The organism is Flavobacterium algicola (assembly GCF_022399565.1).
GTDB lineage: Bacteria > Bacteroidota > Bacteroidia > Flavobacteriales > Flavobacteriaceae > Flavobacterium > Flavobacterium algicola.
The window spans coordinates 772,582-792,023 of the sequence record NZ_JAJTUT010000001.1; the positions used below are offsets into that span (position 1 = coordinate 772,582).

Annotated in this window: 15 protein-coding genes; 1 reads left to right on the forward strand and 14 read right to left on the reverse strand. The window is 32.9% G+C overall.

The window, feature by feature from the left end:
• Entirely contained in the window at nucleotides 1-1,368 is a 1,368-nt protein-coding gene (locus LXH21_RS03345; protein WP_239862763.1) for a TolC family protein, read from the reverse strand.
• 597 nt (nucleotides 1,369-1,965) lie between these two features.
• Between LXH21_RS03345 and LXH21_RS03350 the strand changes: the two genes are divergently transcribed.
• Nucleotides 1,966-3,363, forward strand: a complete 1,398-nt coding sequence (locus LXH21_RS03350) for a DUF4403 family protein (RefSeq protein ID WP_239862764.1) — start codon at nucleotides 1,966-1,968, stop codon at nucleotides 3,361-3,363.
• Between the two features lie 14 nt (nucleotides 3,364-3,377).
• On the opposite strand, the gene LXH21_RS03355 is transcribed toward LXH21_RS03350, so the two are convergent.
• The 13 genes from LXH21_RS03355 to ruvA form a co-directional block, all read right to left on the reverse strand.
• Nucleotides 3,378-3,596 carry a hypothetical protein gene (locus LXH21_RS03355; RefSeq protein ID WP_239862766.1) on the reverse strand — a complete coding sequence of 73 codons (219 nt, stop codon included), beginning with the start codon at nucleotides 3,594-3,596 and terminating at the stop codon, nucleotides 3,378-3,380.
• A 10-nt stretch (nucleotides 3,597-3,606) separates the two neighbouring features.
• Nucleotides 3,607-4,149 carry a DUF420 domain-containing protein gene (locus LXH21_RS03360; protein WP_239862768.1) on the reverse strand — a complete coding sequence of 181 codons (543 nt, stop codon included), beginning with the start codon at nucleotides 4,147-4,149 and terminating at the stop codon, nucleotides 3,607-3,609.
• A 5-nt stretch (nucleotides 4,150-4,154) separates the two neighbouring features.
• Nucleotides 4,155-4,841, reverse strand: coding sequence for an SCO family protein (locus tag LXH21_RS03365; RefSeq protein WP_239862770.1), 687 nt, complete (start codon nucleotides 4,839-4,841; stop codon nucleotides 4,155-4,157).
• A gap of 4 nt (nucleotides 4,842-4,845) precedes the next feature.
• Complete coding sequence (locus tag LXH21_RS03370) at nucleotides 4,846-5,493, reverse strand: hypothetical protein (RefSeq protein ID WP_239862772.1); 648 nt, start codon at nucleotides 5,491-5,493, stop codon at nucleotides 4,846-4,848.
• Nucleotides 5,494-5,578: 85 nt separating this feature from the next.
• Complete coding sequence (locus tag LXH21_RS03375; RefSeq protein WP_239862774.1) at nucleotides 5,579-5,941, reverse strand: cytochrome C oxidase subunit IV family protein; 363 nt, start codon at nucleotides 5,939-5,941, stop codon at nucleotides 5,579-5,581.
• An 18-nt stretch (nucleotides 5,942-5,959) separates the two neighbouring features.
• Nucleotides 5,960-6,943 carry a cytochrome c oxidase subunit 3 gene (locus tag LXH21_RS03380; protein ID WP_239862776.1) on the reverse strand — a complete coding sequence of 328 codons (984 nt, stop codon included), beginning with the start codon at nucleotides 6,941-6,943 and terminating at the stop codon, nucleotides 5,960-5,962.
• Between the two features lie 41 nt (nucleotides 6,944-6,984).
• Nucleotides 6,985-7,572, reverse strand: a complete 588-nt coding sequence (locus LXH21_RS03385) for a cytochrome c oxidase subunit 3 (RefSeq protein WP_239862778.1) — start codon at nucleotides 7,570-7,572, stop codon at nucleotides 6,985-6,987.
• 2 nt (nucleotides 7,573-7,574) lie between these two features.
• Complete coding sequence (gene cyoE, locus LXH21_RS03390) at nucleotides 7,575-8,477, reverse strand: heme o synthase (protein WP_239862780.1); 903 nt, start codon at nucleotides 8,475-8,477, stop codon at nucleotides 7,575-7,577.
• A 116-nt stretch (nucleotides 8,478-8,593) separates the two neighbouring features.
• Nucleotides 8,594-10,687 carry a gliding motility protein RemB gene (locus LXH21_RS03395; protein WP_239862782.1) on the reverse strand — a complete coding sequence of 698 codons (2,094 nt, stop codon included), beginning with the start codon at nucleotides 10,685-10,687 and terminating at the stop codon, nucleotides 8,594-8,596.
• A 130-nt stretch (nucleotides 10,688-10,817) separates the two neighbouring features.
• Nucleotides 10,818-11,189 (reverse strand): VanZ family protein, encoded by a 372-nt coding sequence (locus LXH21_RS03400; RefSeq protein ID WP_239862784.1) that lies wholly within the window; start codon nucleotides 11,187-11,189, stop codon nucleotides 10,818-10,820.
• Nucleotides 11,190-11,199: 10 nt separating this feature from the next.
• On the reverse strand, nucleotides 11,200-11,580 hold the full coding sequence (gene gcvH / locus LXH21_RS03405) for a glycine cleavage system protein GcvH (RefSeq protein WP_239862786.1): 381 nt from the start codon (nucleotides 11,578-11,580) through the stop codon (nucleotides 11,200-11,202).
• Nucleotides 11,581-11,660: 80 nt separating this feature from the next.
• Nucleotides 11,661-18,824 (reverse strand): T9SS outer membrane translocon Sov/SprA, encoded by a 7,164-nt coding sequence (gene sov / locus LXH21_RS03410; protein WP_239862788.1) that lies wholly within the window; start codon nucleotides 18,822-18,824, stop codon nucleotides 11,661-11,663.
• Nucleotides 18,825-18,845: 21 nt separating this feature from the next.
• Nucleotides 18,846-19,427, reverse strand: a complete 582-nt coding sequence (gene ruvA / locus LXH21_RS03415) for a Holliday junction branch migration protein RuvA (protein WP_239862790.1) — start codon at nucleotides 19,425-19,427, stop codon at nucleotides 18,846-18,848.
• Nucleotides 19,428-19,442 lie beyond the last annotated feature (15 nt).

Sequence of the window (19,442 nt, forward strand, 5' to 3'; positions counted from 1 at the left end):
CTAGTTTACTATTGGAATTCCAAAATAGAATTCCAAAATCTTAATTTTAAATATATAATCGTATTTGGTTCTTAACACTTCAGACTGCGCGTTAGAGAGTAATGTTTGAGACTGACTTAATTCAAAAGAGTTCATCAAACCTACATCAAATTTCTCTTTTGAGTATCTAAAAGATTCCTGTCTAGCCTCTAAAGCTTCAACAGCAGACTCATGCGATTTTAATGCTCCTTTTGCATCTGTAAAGGCAGTATAAATTAATCGTTCTAAATCTAATTTTTGTTGCTCAAATGCAATTTTCGACTTGTCATAGTTTACTTTAGATCTTTCGACATTGTTTCGAACAGAAAAACCGTTCAATACTGGAACACTCAGTTGTAATCCAAATGATTGTCCTTTGTTATCATTAAACTGTTGAAAAAACCCTGGTGCACTTTGTGTGCCAATAATCATTCCGTCTGTATCAAATAATGGTACATCTGTATAGGAGATCCTAGTACTGTAATTGTAAAAACCTCTTAAAGTAGGCTGATATGCACCTTTTGCAATAACAATATTTTTTTCAGCTATAGCTAAATTCATTTCGGCAATTTTCAAATCTGTTCGAATGTCTTTTGCAACAGCAAGAATAGACCCTGGAGTTTCAGATAAGATAGAATAATCTGCCTTAATGGTACTTGTCTCTTCTATTTCAAAATTAACGAAATCTTCAATTTGCAGTAACTGTGCGAGACTTAATCTAGAAATTAGTAATACATTTTCAGCATTCACTATTTTTTGATTATCCAATGCGAGTGTCGCCTTACTATCAAACAAATCTCCACGAGGTATTGTTCCCGCTTTAATCAACTCTTCTGTACGTGAATTTTGTTTGGTATCAATTTCAAGCTGGACTTGTTGCACCTTTAAATTCTCCATATTAAACAAAACTTGTAAATATGCATTTGCTACATTAAGAGAAATATCTTCTTTCATTTTGGTCAACTGATACTGAGATGCAACAATTGCCAAATTATTTCGTCTAAGAATATTTTGATTTTGCAGTCCCTTATATATATCTACAGAAACAGTAGCACCTGCAGATGTAAATTGCGTTGTTTGATTACGTAATATACCAGTGGTAATATCTTGATTTAAACCTATATTCCAAGAATGCGAAGAAGTTGCATTAACCAAAGGTAAAAAGTTACCAAAGGCTTCTTTCTTATCGATAGCAGCAAGCTTAATATCAAGATCAGATTGTTGAATTGAAATGTTATGCGACAATGCATAATTTACACAATCCTCAAGAGACCATTTTTTTGCTTGTGCACTTCCTTCTAAATGAAACATTGAAAAAGAGAACAAAATTATCCAGACGACTTTTTTCATACTTTATAATGTAGAAATGATTCTATTACTAAACAAATTTATGAATTTAAATCACAATTGACTAATCTAATTTTATAAAGAAGTTTAGGAGTAAAAAAGCATGTAAAATTAAAAAACTCCCGCTTAAAAAAAGCGGGAGTCAAAACCAATCAATACCTTCTTAAAGAATCCGATACTATATGCTTACTAATTCAAAATGGTTTTAAAATATCAATACTATCTATTTAAAATGTTTAACGCTATACTATTTATACAACTAAATAAGAATCCCAACTGTTTATCACTCAATTTAAAATAACTTAAACAGTAAAAAGAGCATCGATTTCAAATTCTCAGTCAAAACGGCCTAATGCTATCAAATATTCAACAAAAACACCAATTCGGCATTTTTAAACTTATATTAAAAAATAATGACTATTTTTTTAACAATACTTGCGTTATAAGTTACAATATTTTAACAGTTTTATAATCTATACAAACATAACAGTTTTCCATTCTTATAGTGTAAAAAAATTGTTATTTTTTAATTATTTCGCTCAAATGCAAATTGGTTACACTATAATAAGTAATTTTGAATCCACATAAATAAGGTCAAATATGCAATTGTATAGAAACTCATTCTTCCCTCTTTTCATTATATTATTATTTTCATCATGTACTAGTTTGCAGAAACTAGAAACTTTAAAACCTGAGCCAGATGACGCTACACCTATCGTATATGACACAACACCTTCATTTATCAATTTGCCTATTGCGATTAAGTTGAAAGACATAGAAAACCAAACAAATTCCCATTTAAATGGATTGATATATGATGACAGCACTATTGAAGACGATGATATCGAAATGAAAATTTGGAAATTGGCTCCAATTAAAATTAAAAGCAATAATGATAAGGTAACTACAATACTACCATTGCGAGCAGAGATAAAATATAGAATCGGTACAAAAACTATGGGGATAGAGATGTATGACGTACGCAAATTCAATTTAAACGGACTACTTACCTTAAGTAGCAGTGTACGACTTAACAATTGGCAGCTGGTAACTAGTACAGAACTTAAGACTTTGGAGTGGAACGAAACACCAACTATGACTGTCTTAGGCAAGAACATGCCTATTACCTATTTGATTAATCCCGCTCTAAAATTATTTAAGTCTAAAATCGAAAAAAGTATAGATGATGCTATAGAAAAGTCTATGGATTTTAAACCAAATGTTATAGCAGCATTAGAAACAATAAGTACTCCCGTGAAAATCAATGACGATTACGAAAGTTGGTTGCGCATTAACCCAATAGAGATGTACGCTACAGAGGCGAAACTAAATAACGACTCTATGTTAATGAATATGGGATTAAAATGCAACATGGAAACAATTATAGGACAGCAACCTCCGTCAAAGTTTAATGCATCAAAAATCGTATTAAAACCTGTAACCAAGATACCAAATCAAGTTTCTGCAAATATAGTTGCAGTATCAAGCTATCATGATGCTTCGAAAATAATGACTAAAAACTTCGCAGGAGAAGAGTTTGGATCTGGGAATAAGAGAGTTAAAGTGCAAGACGTTAAACTATGGCACAAAGAAGGCAAAATGGTCATAGCACTAGCAATAACCGGAAGTATTAACGGAAGTATTTATTTGGCAGGATTCCCAAAATATGATCAAGTAAAAAAAGAAATCTATTTTGAAGACTTAGATTATGTACTAGACACAAAAAATCGCATAATGAAAACTGCCAATTGGCTCGGTCAAGGTTTAATTCTAAAGAAGATTCAGCAAAATTGTCGCTATTCCATCAGTGAGAATTTAGAAGAAGGAAAAAATGTATTGACAACTTATTTAAACAATTACTCACCATTACCAGGAGTGTATATCAACGGAAAAACAGAAGATATAACATTTGACAAAATCGAATTAACTAATAACGCTATCCTCGCATTAGTAAAAATAAAAGGAGTTATTAATATTACGATAGATGGATTGAAATAAGTACGACCTTGAATTTACTTATTATTTTTTTTCATTCTATAGATAGCATAACCCACCCCTGCGACAAGCAAATAAGGTATCATCATTAAGTAGACAATTCCATCGTTTACAGCTTCTGCCTGTACTTTGTTTGCATCGCCACCCAAAGAAGCTCTGCACATGGCGCATTGCGCATTTGATGCAAATGAAACCATCAAAACACACAAAAGACATAATACCAGCTTTAATCTCATTCCTATGTATTTAATTTGCATAATATGGAGATATCATTAAATAAACTACTACACCAGTCACAGCAACATACAACCAAATCGGAAATGTAATCTTCGCTATCTTTTTATGTTTATCAAAAACTTGCGCTAATGCTCTCACGTAAGTTATCAAAACCAGAGGGATGATGATCACGGATAAAACAATGTGCGTTATCAAGATAAAGTAATATACATACTTTATCACTCCTTCCCCACCAAATTTAGTAGAATCAGAAGTCATATGATACGCAACATACATAACTAAGAAAGCTATTGAACATCCTATCGCACACTTCATTAAATTTTCATGCAATTTAAGATTACCATTTTTGACAGCCATAACAGCACTCAAAAGCAATATAGCGGTCACCCCATTGATAGACGCATATATAGGTGGTAAAAAAGAAAGAGGCTCAACATCGTAACCTAATTTTCTTAAGTTCACACCAAATAACAAGGCAACAACAATAGGGATAGTGACAGACAAAATCACAATCCACTTATTATATTTCTGTTCTAAATTTTGATTTTTCATTATATTTATTCTCGTAATAACTTACTAATATCTTGTTGCAAATCCCTAACACCTTGTTTATCCAAACTATCATAATATAAAATTGGATTTCCAAAATTATCTTTTCTAGAACGTATTTTACCACTTTTATCTATTAGAGCAAATAAACCAGAATGCTCAAAACCTCCCGCTACATTACCATTCTCTGCTGCATATAAGTTAAAACCTTTGTTTGCCAAATTAAAGATAGCCTCTCGATCACCTGTCAAAAAATTCCAATTTGAGGAACGCACTCCCAATAAAGCTGCATGATCTTTTAAAACTTCAGCGGTATCATGATTAGGATCTATGGTAATAGAAACAATTCCAAAATTAGGATTTCCAAAGAATTTATTCTCCAAGACCAACATACTTTGATTCATCTTGGGACAGATAGAAGGACAAGTAGTAAAGAAAAACTCTAAAACGTATACTTTACCTTTATAAAAATCATTACTAACTTTTACATTATCTTGATTCGTTAAATCAAATAAAGGAGCTGGCCCAATTTCCACTAATTTAGCATCTGAATTTGATGTACCATCCACCTTATCTAAACGATCGGCAACAACAACATCACCTGACTGTAGCCGATCTATTATTTTGGGAACTGCATAGATACCAAAGACTAGCACGACAAAAGAAATCGCGATATAAGATTTATTTTTAAACATATTTTTATTTTAAAAGTTGCTTGGTTGCGTTATGATTTTTCTTTAAAGCAGCTCTGTACTCATAAAGTATAATTTTAAAGTCGTCTAACATCTCATTACTCAACTCAGCTGGATGAAAAGTATTGTACCCCTCTTTATACTCCTCCTGACTCTTACGTCCACGCAAACTCATTTTCTTATCAACAATATAGACATTAGATGTACCAGCATCAATACCAAGCTTTCCTTTTAAACCTAATTGGCTATAGTACTCTTTTATTTCTTCTTTAGATGCAAAAACAAAATGCCAATTTGAAACATCTGTAAACTCATCTAGTGCATCCATAATTTTGACTACGTCTTCTTGAGTACCATCGGTGCATACCATCACAAACTGCAAGTCTTCAAAAGTATGGTACCTCTGATAAATCTTTTCATTTAAGTTAAAAAGATTACCCCTATTTTTCAAAATATCAGCACCACCAAAACCCAAAATAGTGATTTTATTATTCAAACTGACTTTCTCTTTATTCAAAGTTTTCCAGTTTCCAAAGTCAGGGATTTTTTTTGTAATCACGGGTAAAGTACTAAAACCATTTACACCTGAAGCAAAAAAAAGATATGCCACAATAGGCAGCACAAAAAGTATAAAAAGGACGCTATTTTTCTTCATTAACAGTATAAATTTAATGCTACAAAAGTAAGCAAAAAAAAAGGTATCCGAAAAACGAATACCTTTAGTTTGAATTAATAAAGTGTTAAAAATTCCACTTGATAGTTGAATCTTTAAAAACCCCATAAATATAATGACCTTCTGTTAAAAGAATAAAAAGTAAATAAATTAATAAGAAAATAAAAGGTATTACTACTGATCTTCTCAACCAAGCAGTTTCACCATCCATATGCATAAACGAATACACAATGTAGTAAGCTTTATAAACTGTTAAAGCATAGAAAATAATATTCAATAAACTTAAACCCCATAAGACCCCAAATAAAGAATTATGATGTAAAAAAGCTGGTTTGTATATCCCTAGGACAACCTCAAAGATAGTTACAGCAGATAAAATTCCAAAAACTTTCCAGATTTTACCTGTATTTGATTCATGTACGTGTGACATAATAATATTTTTAAAAGATTAAACTAGATAGAAAACTGTAAATACAAATACCCAAACTAAATCGACAAAGTGCCAATAAAGTCCAACTTTTTCTACCATCTCATAGCTTCTACGTTTTTCGTATGTTCCAACAAGAACGTTAAAGAAAATAATAATATTAATTATCACCCCAGAGAAAACGTGAAAACCGTGAAAACCTGTTATAAAGAAAAAGAAATCAGCAAATAATCTATTTCCATATTCATTTCTAATAAGATTAGCTCCCTCAACTACATATTTAGCATTTGCTAAATGTGCTTCAGATTCTGCTCTGCTTAAAATTGTCTTTTGTTTTGTTTCTTGATTTAAAACTTCAGTTCTAATTAAAACATCAGGATGTGCTTTAAAACCAGCTTGAACTTCTGCTACAGAATAAGTAGGCAATTCTCCTTCGCTTACAAACCAAGCTCCTTTATTAGCAGCATGTCTTTCTCTTTCAGCTGGCAATGTTGCAGCAAAATCAGCCAACGCAACGCGTTTTCCGTCTTTATCTACAAACTGTAACAAACTACCACCGGTAGTTTCAATTGCACCGTACTCACCTTTGATAAAGTTTTTCCATTCCCAGGCTTGTGACCCAACAAATATCAAACCACCAATGATGGTTAAAAACATATACACAATAACTTTATTCTTATTCATTTGATGACCTGCATCAACGGCCAAAACCATCGTTACAGATGAAAAAATCAAAATAAAAGTCATTAATGCCACATAATACATTGGAGCAGCAACCCCATGCATAAATGGAAAGTGTGTAAACACTTCATCAGCCAAAGGCCAAGTCTCAATAAATTTAAATCTAGAAAATCCATAGGCACCCAAAAATGCTGAGAACGTTAAGGCATCTGATACGATAAAAAACCACATCATTAATTTACCATAACTGGCTCCCATTGGCTCGTTTTCGCCACCTCCCCAAATTTTTCCTTGATTGTCTGCAGTTGTAACTGTCGCTCCCATAAAAGTTATTCGTTAAAAGTTCCCAAATTTACGTTTTTTTCTTATTTAAAGAAATATAAAAATACAAATAAACACACCCATAATATATCTAGAAAATGCCAATACATCGCAGCTAGTTCTATACCAAGAGTTTGAGTAGAGTTGTACTTTTGTTTAAAATGATTATAAATTACAATTAATAGTGAAATCACACCACCCGCAAGGTGCAATAAATGCACAACTGCTATAACATATAAAAATGTAGTTGTGATAACACTCGAAGCCCCAGTAGGATAATACCCCATTTCTATCATTTGATAGAAACCTGTGAATTGCAAGGCTACAAACACCAACCCTAAAACTAAGGTTGCTAATAAGTATACTGTTGTAGCAGAACGATTGTCTTTTTTAATTGCCTTTTTGGCCATAAATATAGTAGCACTGCAACCAATTATCACCAATGTACTTGCAAAAAAAGCAGATGGGAACTGAAAATCTTTCAACCAATCTACTCGAGATTTGCTTACGATGAATGCACTTGTAAGCCCTGCAAACATCATCACCATACTAATCATAGCAAACATCAAGATCATTTTATATGATCTATTCGTCCTCGATTTATGCTCCTCTGTAGTCATTATTAAATCCATAATTATCTCAAAAATTTATCTATTATATACACAAGTTGTAATAAGGATATATAGGACACACTCACCAACATCAATGTTCTCGCTGCCTTTGCCGTCCTCAATTTATACAATCTAACTGCATAAAACAACATCCATAATCCTAAAATAAAAACTAAAACTGTTGCAAAAACACCAATATGTAATTGTCCTGTAAATCCTAAAGATGGTAATAAGGAAGCAATAATTAACCATACCGTGTACAATATGACTTGCAATGCTGTCCCTTTATCTTTTTTACCCGTTGGCAACATAAAAATACTTGCTTTTTCGTAATCTTCGAACAAAAACCATCCTATAGCCCAAAAATGCGGAAACTGCCAAAAAAATTGTATTAGAAATAATGTTCCTGCCTCAATACCAAAATCGCCAGTCGCAGCTACCCAACCCAACATAAATGGAATTGCTCCTGGAAACGCACCTACAAATACTGATAAGGAGGTTACCGTTTTTAATGGGGTATATACGCTAGTGTATAAAAAAATCGAAATCGCCCCAAACATTGCTGTTTTAGGATTGATTAGATATAGCAATATTAGACCCGTAATAGTTAGCAACGAAGCAACAATTAACGCTGTCGTTGATGACATCCTGCCTGAAGGTACTGGGCGGTTTTTTGTACGATCCATTAATAGATCAATATCTTTTTCAATTACTTGATTAAAAGCATTTGAAGCTCCAACCATGCAATAACCACCAACCATTAACATAGCCAAAACAGACCACTGAAAAGGTTGTTCTTGATTGAACCCCAAAAGATAACCCGCAATCGATGAAAACAAAACACTAATAGCTAGTCCAGCCTTAGTAATCTCTTTAAAATCAGAAAAAAGGGATTTAACAGAAAATGTATTAGGTATTGAATTCAAGAGAACTTTATTTGATTTTTTAAACTTGCGCAAATGTACAAATTAGATTGGAGAATACAGAATCTAGATTTTAGATTTTTTCACATTAAAGAGTTAAAAAAAGAATAACTAGACTACTAATAATCAAAATACCAATTAAACACATCGGTACGCAAACCGATACTAAACCAATTCGTACTTTCATTAAAGACCGTTGCGGTATTTTGACCAGGATTAAAATCTCTATAAATACAACTCAAGAAAACTTTTAAATTTGTAGTTGGATTCACGATATACCCTGCTTGGATATCTGCTATGAATATATTCGTTTTATTACCCTGACCCACTTTGACATCGCTATCTGCAAATCGATCAATATCATAGTCTCTATAAATATTCGAACCATAATTAGAATTATCACCAGTTTCTAGCAAATCATAACCACGAACAGCTATAGTTAATTTTGCATCGGCATAGAAGCGATCTTTACGGTATCTTGCAATTGCAATTAACTCTTTAAAGTTAGACCCCCACTGATGACCAATACTTTGATTATTGTGACCGTAATTCGTAATTGGATCACTATGTGAATACACATATGGTCGTACATGATTATACTCTAACTGCAATAATAAATTATCAACATTAAAAGCATTATAATATTTCGCACCTAACTGGTAGCCATATTTATTTTTCCAACTATTATCTCTTTCCTTTATATCTCCAAGCGAAAATTCGTCTAATAAAAATTGACCATAAAGATTAATTTTATCATTCCATTTGTACTTAAATGTCATTCCTAATAATGCATTTCCTGTACGTGCAGACGAAGCAAATTCAACGGATCTATAAAATATTATAGGATTTGCAAAACTCGCGTCAAATCCTCTGTCATTTGAATTGGTCCAGATAACAGACTCAAAGAATCCCAAGTTTAATCGATTAGACACATTCCAACTTAGGTAATGGTTTGCCATAAATTTGCTAGCATAAGTTCGTTCAATCGTAACATCGGGACGTACGTCCTTTAGCCAGATAAAAGTATTGGTGTATTTTATTTTCCAAAAATTTGTATTAATTTTAAAATAAGGATAAGGACTAGCCCCGTCTGATTCTAAAAGAGATCGGTAACCGTCTCCAATAAAATTACGCCCATAACCCAATTGCAAGTCTATAAATTTACTTGGAGCAAAGGTTAAATTAGCCTCAGCAGAAGGCATATCATAAGAATCTGTCTTAAAACTCTTTGAAATTCCGATACCTGGAATGATTGCAGGATCTCCTCCCGCGGGCTTTATTGATTCCGCATACCTGTTGTAATAATCAGCAAACCTTCCCTGACTTTCGTATATGGTTGTAGTAAAGTTTAAATCCTTACCAAGACCCCCTCTTAAATTAATTGCTCTTGTATTAACATAAGTATAAGAAGAGCTATTATTACTAGCTTTCCCAATTTGAACATCAACAATCGGATTTAAAGTCAGCCAGTAATCCTCTCCCTGAATAGCAACCATATTCTCATTCCATAGCTTTCTAGCAAACCAATTATCTGCTTTTTTACTTAACTTTTGATTTTCTTCTTCGATGCTGTAATATTTTCCAACTTCAGTGTAGGTGTAAGGCTTTGATGCTGTATGATTATTGCTACCAACTTGATTCATCGCGGCATCAAAATGAGAGTAATAACTGTGTGAGAATGGAATATTTAAATGACTGCGAAATTCTGGACTATCAAATTTTTTATATTTAATGTTATCCAGCTCTGTTAATTGCATTTTTGAGTCGTTTGCAATTGGAGAATCAACAGAGACAACACTAACCTCATTCTTTTGTAACGGAATAGAAAAAGAAAAATTATACTGTGCAAAAGTAGGTTTACCATTGTAGGTTGCGGGTTGAATTTTCTTGAATTTACCAAAAACCCTCTTTGTTTCTTTTATTAACTCCTCATCAATAGCATTGACAAAAACAACTTTGAAGTCTCCAGCTACATCTACTTCGAAAAGAACACGAACAATCCCTTTAAAATTATTCTGAACCAAAACCTCTGGAACAACATAATTTTGAAAAACGAAATCTTGTACTTCGGCGTAGAAGCAAGCTTCTAAATCTGTATTGTCTTTACTATTGCAATTTTCAAAAACAGGAAAACGTTCCTTAGCACCACTATTCCCATTTTGAGAAAAACAAATAGTTGTCATAAATGACAGTACAAAGACGAATTTTTTCATAATCGTAGATAATAAAATAATGGTTTAGCTCTCCTTTCAAATACTAAAAGTTAAACTTAAAAATTCCTAATGTTATTCGGTCAATGCCGAACCAATATCTAAAAAAAATCCCACCAAGGTGGGACTTCTATTATTTTGTAATTTTATCAAGAAAACCAGATCGTTGCAGAAGATAACAAAAACAAATTGCTAAACTTGCACCGACAACATTTGCCGCTACATCTTTGACATCACCTGCTCTATTTTCGGTACAGTATTTTTGAATTAATTCAATCACTATTCCAACTAGAACAGAAAAGAAAAATGCCTGTAAATAAGGTTTACTTTTGCTAGTCTCTTTTAATTGGAATCTAAACACCAAAAACCATAGTGTGGTAAACACAAAATGAAAAAAAGAATGCACATACTTATCAAAAGAGATGATGTTAACTTTTGGAGCACCATCAAGTTTTATCAAACACATGATAAATACGAAACTAGTCCAAGCTAAAGCTAATGGCAAAAAAAGCTTTTTATGCACCGATTAATGCTTTATAGTCTTCATCAGACATAAGAGTATCAAATGCGCTAACATCAGAAACTTTAATTTTAATCATCCAACCTGCACCATAAGGATCAGAATTTACAGATTCAGGAGTACTCTCTAATGCTTCATTAAATTCAATGATTTCACCAGCGATTGGAAGAAATAAATCTGAAACTGTTTTAACTGCTTCAACTGTACCAAATACTTCGTCTTTCTCAAGAACTTGATCCAAAGTCTCTACCTCTACATAAACGATATCACCCAATTCTTTTTGTGCAAAGTGAGTAATTCCAACTGTAGCGATATCACCTTCTAAACTTACCCATTCGTGATCTTTAGTATATTTTAAATTTGACGGTATACTCATTTTATTTTTATTGATAATTAGACTTAAATTTATTTTACAAATGTAACAATCTTCTATTCAAAATTTGATGCGTTACAGAATTAATTCCCGAAATTATAGCGCATCGTAATACCTGAACGAATATTTGTTAATGGAAATGATGTCGAAATAACTGCTTTTGAAAATGAATGATCGTAATAGAAAATAGCAGTTAAATTTTTACTGAATGAATAATCCGCTGTAAATTTTAATGACCATATATTTTGACCTCCTGCCAACTGATTATTATCGTAATCTAAATAACGCACAATAGTTTGATTATTTCGATAAGACAAATCAGCTTTCATATTAATATCCCCCTTTATAATTCCTGTTGGACTATCAGCTAAACGAGAAGAAAAAATAACATCTTTAAAACGGTATCCTAATCCCACAATATATTCAATACCTTTTACTTCAGTCAACAGGTTGTTATCAAAACTCATTGACAATGCTCGATCTTTCTTGATCTCGGTAAGGAACTTAAAAGCATTTTTAAGTTCGAAATCAACTCGAATTAGCGGACTAAACTGCTCTACTAAATTGATATTTGAAATCAAAGTTTTATTAAAAAAGTTTCCGCTATCATCGGTTCCATTAGGATTTTCATCGTATTTAAAATTGGAACGATATTGATTCATCGTATAAGATGCTCTGTAGTTATGCTGTAAAGAAAAGCGTTTGAAATTTTTCTTAAAAACTTCGTAACGCATTAATCCATTGTACTTCACTGACCAGTTTGGAATTGGGAAATTTCTAAATGCACCAAGCGATGTACTCGAGGCGTCTCCTCCAGTATAGGCGGCCAAAAATGCTGGCAACAATACAGCTTGATTACTTTTCCCAAAGCCTACCGGGAAGCCGTCCGCATCAATATTTGCAGCATTATTTATATCTATACCTCGACCTGTCGCTAGACGATTTGCAACAACCAACCTATTTTCTCTAAACTCATTAAAAACTTCAGAGATATTTTCGTTACTGGTAGAAAAAGCAGACTTGATCATAACAGTAGAGATAGAAAACATTCCGTATGTGTAAGGGGAACGAGAATTATAGGTTCCATCTGCTGAAACGTCATATTGCTCAGAATAATTATTTGAATAGGATCTGTCTGCGTTTAAATCAATTTTCAAATCAGGGAATAAATCTATATTAGCAGTTCCTTTAAAAGTTCTATTTGTAACCTGAGTGTAATTTTGATTAAAGTCTTGATAATTTGTCAACCATCCTCTTTTTGCAGTTTCATAACGTACATCGTCTTGACTACCCAAGACAAATCCTAGAGTCGGTCTAGAAGAACCAAAGAATCCCAGACCCGGTGTGTATCCTGGCAAAACAGTACCACTATTATCTGTATAATTAAGTTGAATATTTTTCACACTTGTCAAAACTCCGATCAAACCATCCATGAATGGATTCTCTTTTGCTGCCGCAGTATTAGAAACTAAGTTAACTACTTTTTCTCCTGGTTTTGGTATTGTTCTAGGTTTTAATAATTGTTTCCCAACTGGCTTTTTTGTCAAACCTAAATATTTGTATAGCATCTCCATATTAAAGGAACCATTCAATGTATGAGCTCTAGCATTTTGAACTGTATTTCCTAAATTATAAGAAACGTTGTCAATTTCGATATCAGATAAAACTGTCGATGAACGTTGCCAACTATAGTTTCCTGTATAGGTATAATTTGCTTTTACAAAACTGAATACTGGAATTTTATTAATTGGAATTTCGTAATTCAGAACCAATTGCTGTGTATGATTATATGGATCTCCAATATCCCAGTAACCATCCCAGATACTAAAATCGTCAATAGGATCATCATTCTCATTCAAGTAATTTTTGACAATATTCGCTGATGAAGCAGTATAATTTAGTTTCAAAGATTTTGTCAAATTGAAGTTAACTCCGTATTGATAATTAAAAGCGAAATTTCTTCTGTACAACGGATCGAGACCAATTCCTTCGACTTCTACTTGTCGAAATTGTTGGCGGTTGTATTGTCTATTAATATTGGTATTAAAAGTAATGCTAGACGGTAAATAATTAAAATTAAAATCACTCAACATCTTCCAATAAGCACTTTTCTTCATGAATTTTGTTTTCTTGAATGGCTCAATTGGTTTTGATTGAAAAGTATAAGAGTAATCAACAGCTGTTATAGCTTGTTGATCCAAATAGTCTTCTATTTCATAATCATGACGTTCTACCTTATTAATTGATTGTGAAAAAGTAAAGTTTTCTGGATCATAAACATGAGGTTTTTGCTCAGCACCTCTTTGCTTACGCACTCCGATAAAATTAATACTTGTACGTTTTGTATAATCAACAGCTCTATTGATAATATTATCTTTCTCTGCTTGACTAGCTGTATTATCCAATAACTCTTTTATTTTAATATCAGAGTTAAAAGGGTCATAAAGCGGAGTAATTGTTTCCTCTCCTATCGAATAATTAAACGGTAAATTAATCCCCCATTTGTTTGGCAATAATTTACCTAAGTTTAAATTGGCTACTATATTATATTGCAAAATATCTTCACGGCTACGCTCATTAGCTCCTTGCTCAATGGCTCCAAAACCAACAGTACTTTTCTTTCCAGTAGCTGAAATCGTCGCAAAATCGGCAAAATTAGTATCCACATTTAACAGCGCTGCCATACCTCCAGAATTATCCATTCCAGCCAGACGCAATTCGTTAAACCAAACCTCTCCTTTTATTCTACCTTCAGTTGTACTAGCTTTACTCTTCACCCCTACCATCAAAGTCCTAACTAATCCAAAATTTGGATTCCCTTTCACTCCTAAAGTTAATTTGTTTGATTTCGAACCTGCAGTTCCATCAAGCTCCTCTTCACCTAAAAAGTAAATACCATCCAACGGTAAAGTAGTAACGTCAATAGTTTTATATTTTAATTTTAAAGCTGTCAATAAATTAAGAGCCAAATCAATTTGATTACTTTCCGGCCACACAATCTCTTCGCTTAGTGCTGTACACCCAGATGGCTGCGTAACTTTTAATGGAATTTCGATCTGATAAAAATTCTCAGTAAAATCATTTCCAAAACGAATAAAACCTACTAGTTGATCATCACCCAATAGGGCCTCATTTGGCAAAGACTCTGCATGTAAAAACATTTTCAATTTCTTGTATTGACGCATATCAATACTTACATTTTTATAAACCGCTCTGGAATCACTTGGCTCTAAACCACTCCCAGAAACCTTTAATGATAAAGATTGCTCATTTTGATTTATAACAGTGTTGTTATTATAAAGTTGTTCTCTTACAACTCCAGGAGGCTCGATATAATTAATAGGACAACGTGTATTATTCTCTTGAATATTAACAGCCAAAACATCTAAATCTGTGCCATCATCATCAACATTTGTATCCGTAAAATCAAGTGTATTAGTATATCTTCTCCATTCACCACGAACTAAATCTAAAGAACCAAAGCGCAAAGTGACTTCCTGATCAAAACCTGTCATAAACATTCTCATGAATCGAATGGAACGAAAATCTGTAATATCACCAATAGTATTCTCGGGCTGTGCTACTGGAATTTTAAATTGAATCCATCTAGCGGAAGTAGTTTCACCATTTGGTAAATCAACCTGAGTTTCACGAACATCAGTAATGTAATTTTCACCAACTTGCATGTTCTTCCTCATATCAATGCTGTATTCATAATAAGCGTTGATCGTATTCATCGTGTTATCTCTATTGATATCTTCTACATCTGGCGCCGTGGTTGCCGCACGATTGGCATCGTTTATACTTACAGCTGAGTTTCCTTGAAGGCCATTGTAATTCTTATAACGATCAACAATTCCACCAGTCGTATTCAAATAATAAGTATAATCATCTGCCGCTGGATCAGCTACAGCACTAAAATTAGTATATACTTCCGCTTCAGTTCCATTCGCTAAACCATCTAAACCAAGATCTTGATTCACACGGTTGTTGGCATCAGTGTCAAATGCATATATTAGAGATTGTGAAGCTGGTACATCTCCCCAAATAGGTCTTGGATTAGTCAATACTTGATCTGGTCCTAGACCATTTTCAAATTGTTTTCTTCCATCCTTTAAAATATCTTCTGAAATTTCACCTAGGTTAAAATATATTTTTCCTGTATTTGCAGCAGTAATTTCTCCATTACCTACATAAGGATCTTGCACCCAAAATTGTATGTACTCAACATTTCCTTGTTCAAAATTTGTTGAATTAATAGCTCTCATAATTCCACCAAAATTCTCTTTTGGATTCAAAGCAAAATTTGCATTGTTATTATAAGGCCCTCTTTCTGATGGCAAATAAGTTAAATCAAGAGTACTTACAACCTGAGTCTGCCCTAATGCAATATCTGTTAGTGGATAAAGTTCTTCACTGTAAACACGTCTCGTTTTATTTAAAGACAAATCACTGTTCGAAATTCCCGAAGGTTTAGATGTATAAAAAATTGGGTCGATGGTATACCAAGCTAGTTTTGATCTTTTAAAACCATAACTCAAATCATTATTATCGGCACCAAAATTATATGCACTCGAAGCATTTCGATCTGGTGTTGATGCCAAACTCCACGCATAGGCAGATCGCATATCAATTGTCGACTGCGAACCTTCAAAATCATCAACATAAATTGTAGACTCACCATCAAAACTATCAATATTTGATGTATTTGGTCTCAAAAAAGCAATCTCTCCTCTAACTGATAAATTAGAAGGAACATCAGTGTCGATATTTGGTAATTTATTTACTAATCGGGTAAAAAACGGTACCTCAGTTGAGAAGTTTGTATTAAAACCAAAGATTGTATTGTTAATAGACTCTTGTCCGTAATTGGATTTGGTAGTAAAAGGCCTTTCGGTCATTTTTAATAATGTAGCTCCAACTACAAACTTATCCGAAATTTTATGCTCCACGTTAACTCCCATAAAGCGGGTTGTTTGTTGACCAAAAATGGAATTGTTTTCTAGAGAGACATTAATCGGTGTGCTTGATGCTTGCAAAGAAGCATCTAAAATTTGTACACGACCCAACTGATAATTTACACTATAGTCAATACCTTCTACCAATGTACGACCACCGGCAGTAACAACTACAGAACCCTGCGGTACATTAAAAGCTCCGATCGGTATTCCATCGCTTCCTGTTGATTTATATTTACCTCTTAATAAAAATTTATTTTTATCACTATCTTCTAGAGCTCCAGACTGAGTACTGCGATACATGCTTCTGAAAACATATTTTTTCTGATTTTGATTGTATAAATCCGAATCTCCATTGTAAGTAACCGCTGGATCTGTGTTTAATTTATTAAACAATAATTCTCCAAAAGGTTCTTTAGAGGTGAATACAATTCGACCATTTTGCGAATCTAGAGTCAATCCTTCGATAAAATCAAAGAAACCATCTCCCCCAGTTTGTGGATCGTTATTATAATTTAATTTATCTAAATTGAAAACTTTCAGTAATGGCGTTTCTGCAATTTTATTATCGGCAGTTGGGTTGGAAGGAAAAGGAACAACTACGCCAGCTGAATTTTTAGCTTCTGTTATGTAATTTATCGGAGAAGGATCTGTATATAAAATATTAAACCTAAAATCTTCTTGCTGTATTTGGTACGCACCAGGTATTTGATAAATATTTTTCATCATCAAATTCCAAATAGGATTTTGTACGTTGGTCAGGTTACTCTTTAACATTTTAAGCACCAAACTTTGTGTTATAACAGCTTGAGTTGAAGAAGTACTCCCGGTTACAACAGTAGATTCAACACCATCATTCCCAAATTCTCCAACTTGATATACTTTGTCTCCAATAGTATATTCATAGGCTACAGCCAAAACTTCATCATTTGATAATCGTTGCTGTAAGGATATATAACCCAACTGCGCATGATAGGTATATTCGTTTGACAATAACTTTCTAGCATTTTCTAGTTTCGAATAATCTTGCCCCTCTCTTGCATTAAATCCATTAAATCCAGAATTTGCGGTTGCAATTTCTCTAATATTACCATTTAATAAACTAGAACTAACCCCAATTTGTGCTGGATCGTATTTATTATTTGTGTTGTCAGCTGGTGAATTTACCACATTATTAAACATCCCAATTGAAGATTCTTTTACAACAAGTTCATTGTCTGGGACATTCGTAAATTGACCTTCACCTAAATCCTGAAGTGCAATAATATTTCTAAGGTTATTAGAATTTGTAGTCACACGATTTTGCTTATTAGTCACCCAAACTTCCAAACGAGTTATTTGAGCTCTACTATCAATAAATGGATAATTAACTAAAGCAGCATCATATTTATTTCTGAAATATTGCGATAAGAAAAAATGCCTATCATTATCATAATCTAAAGCATAAATATCAAAATCTTGAATTGTACCACCACCTTGAACTATAACACTTTTTGTCTGTGATTTTTGCTCTGAAAATACTCCTGTAACGGTAGTTTTCCCAAATTGTAATTGAGCTTTAACACCAAATAAACTTTGAGCTCCTCGAATTAAAGAGCTGTTTAATGGCATGCTTACATTACCTATTTCAATTTTTTGAATGATATCATCCTCTGTGGGCGTATAATCTAATTTGAGTAAATTTTGAAATGCAAAAGTAGATTGCGTATCATAATTAGCATTTACATTAAGTCGGGTTCCTACAGTTCCCATTAAACTCATACTAATTCTTTGATTGAAATCGAAAGCGAGATTAGAGCGATTTCTTGGTGAAAATGACGGATTATCCTGCTTAGAATAGCGGGCACCTAAATCCATTTCCACTGAACCAGTTGGCTTTACATCAATGGTGTTTCCACCAAAAATACTTTCAAAAAATCCTGAATTAACGTAATATTTGGGTAAAAGATCTCTTTTGGCTTCTTCACTACCTTCTTTCTTACCATCAATAGCATCGGATTTCTTTTTAAAATAATCGCGCATAGATTCTTTAAGAACTAAGCTTTCATATTCTTGGGGAGTTAGAATTATGGGATAAGTGATAGAAAAATTATCAACTGAATTTGTATATATGTACCTATCTGTAACTGGGTCATAAGTGTAGGCAGATAATATACTTTGAGGCTGTTTCATTTGTACCCTACCTAGAGAATACCCTTTTTTTACTGTATCATGAGCTACTACATTCTCTTGAGCTAGCGATACAAAACCACAAAATAAAACTAGCAAAAAAGTATAAATTTTTGGCATACAATTCGTGTTTTAATTCTTTTATAAGTTTTTCAAGGCCTTTTTTATAATTGTTTCAACAGAAGCATCTGGATCTTCCTTTACAATTTTTTCTATTATTTTTTCAGAGGCTTTGCGCAAGAAACCTAAAACTTCTAGTGCAGATAACGCTTCATCTCTATTTGTATTGCTCTGTGATATTGAAACTTCATCAATGTCATATAACTTAAGCATTTTCTCCTTCAAGTCTAATATAACTCTCTGGGCAGTTTTTACACCAATACCCTTAATTGACTGAATAGTAGCTACATCTCCAGAAGCAATTGCATTAATAATTTGCTTTGGATCCATAGAAGATAACATTTGTCTCGCTATGTTTGCTCCAATTCCTGAAACAGAAATCAACAATTTAAAAATTTCTCTTTCTGACTTTTCTACAAAGCCAAATAAAGTATGTGAATCCTCCTTTACTTGTAAATGTGTAAATAATTTTACAAAATCAGTATTTGGTAATAATGAATAAGTATGTAATGAAATATTAATATGATAACCTACACCTCCACAATCAATTACTACATCTGTTGGTGTTTTTTCGACTAATTTTCCTTGTAAATGTGCTATCATAATTTTGACTAAATA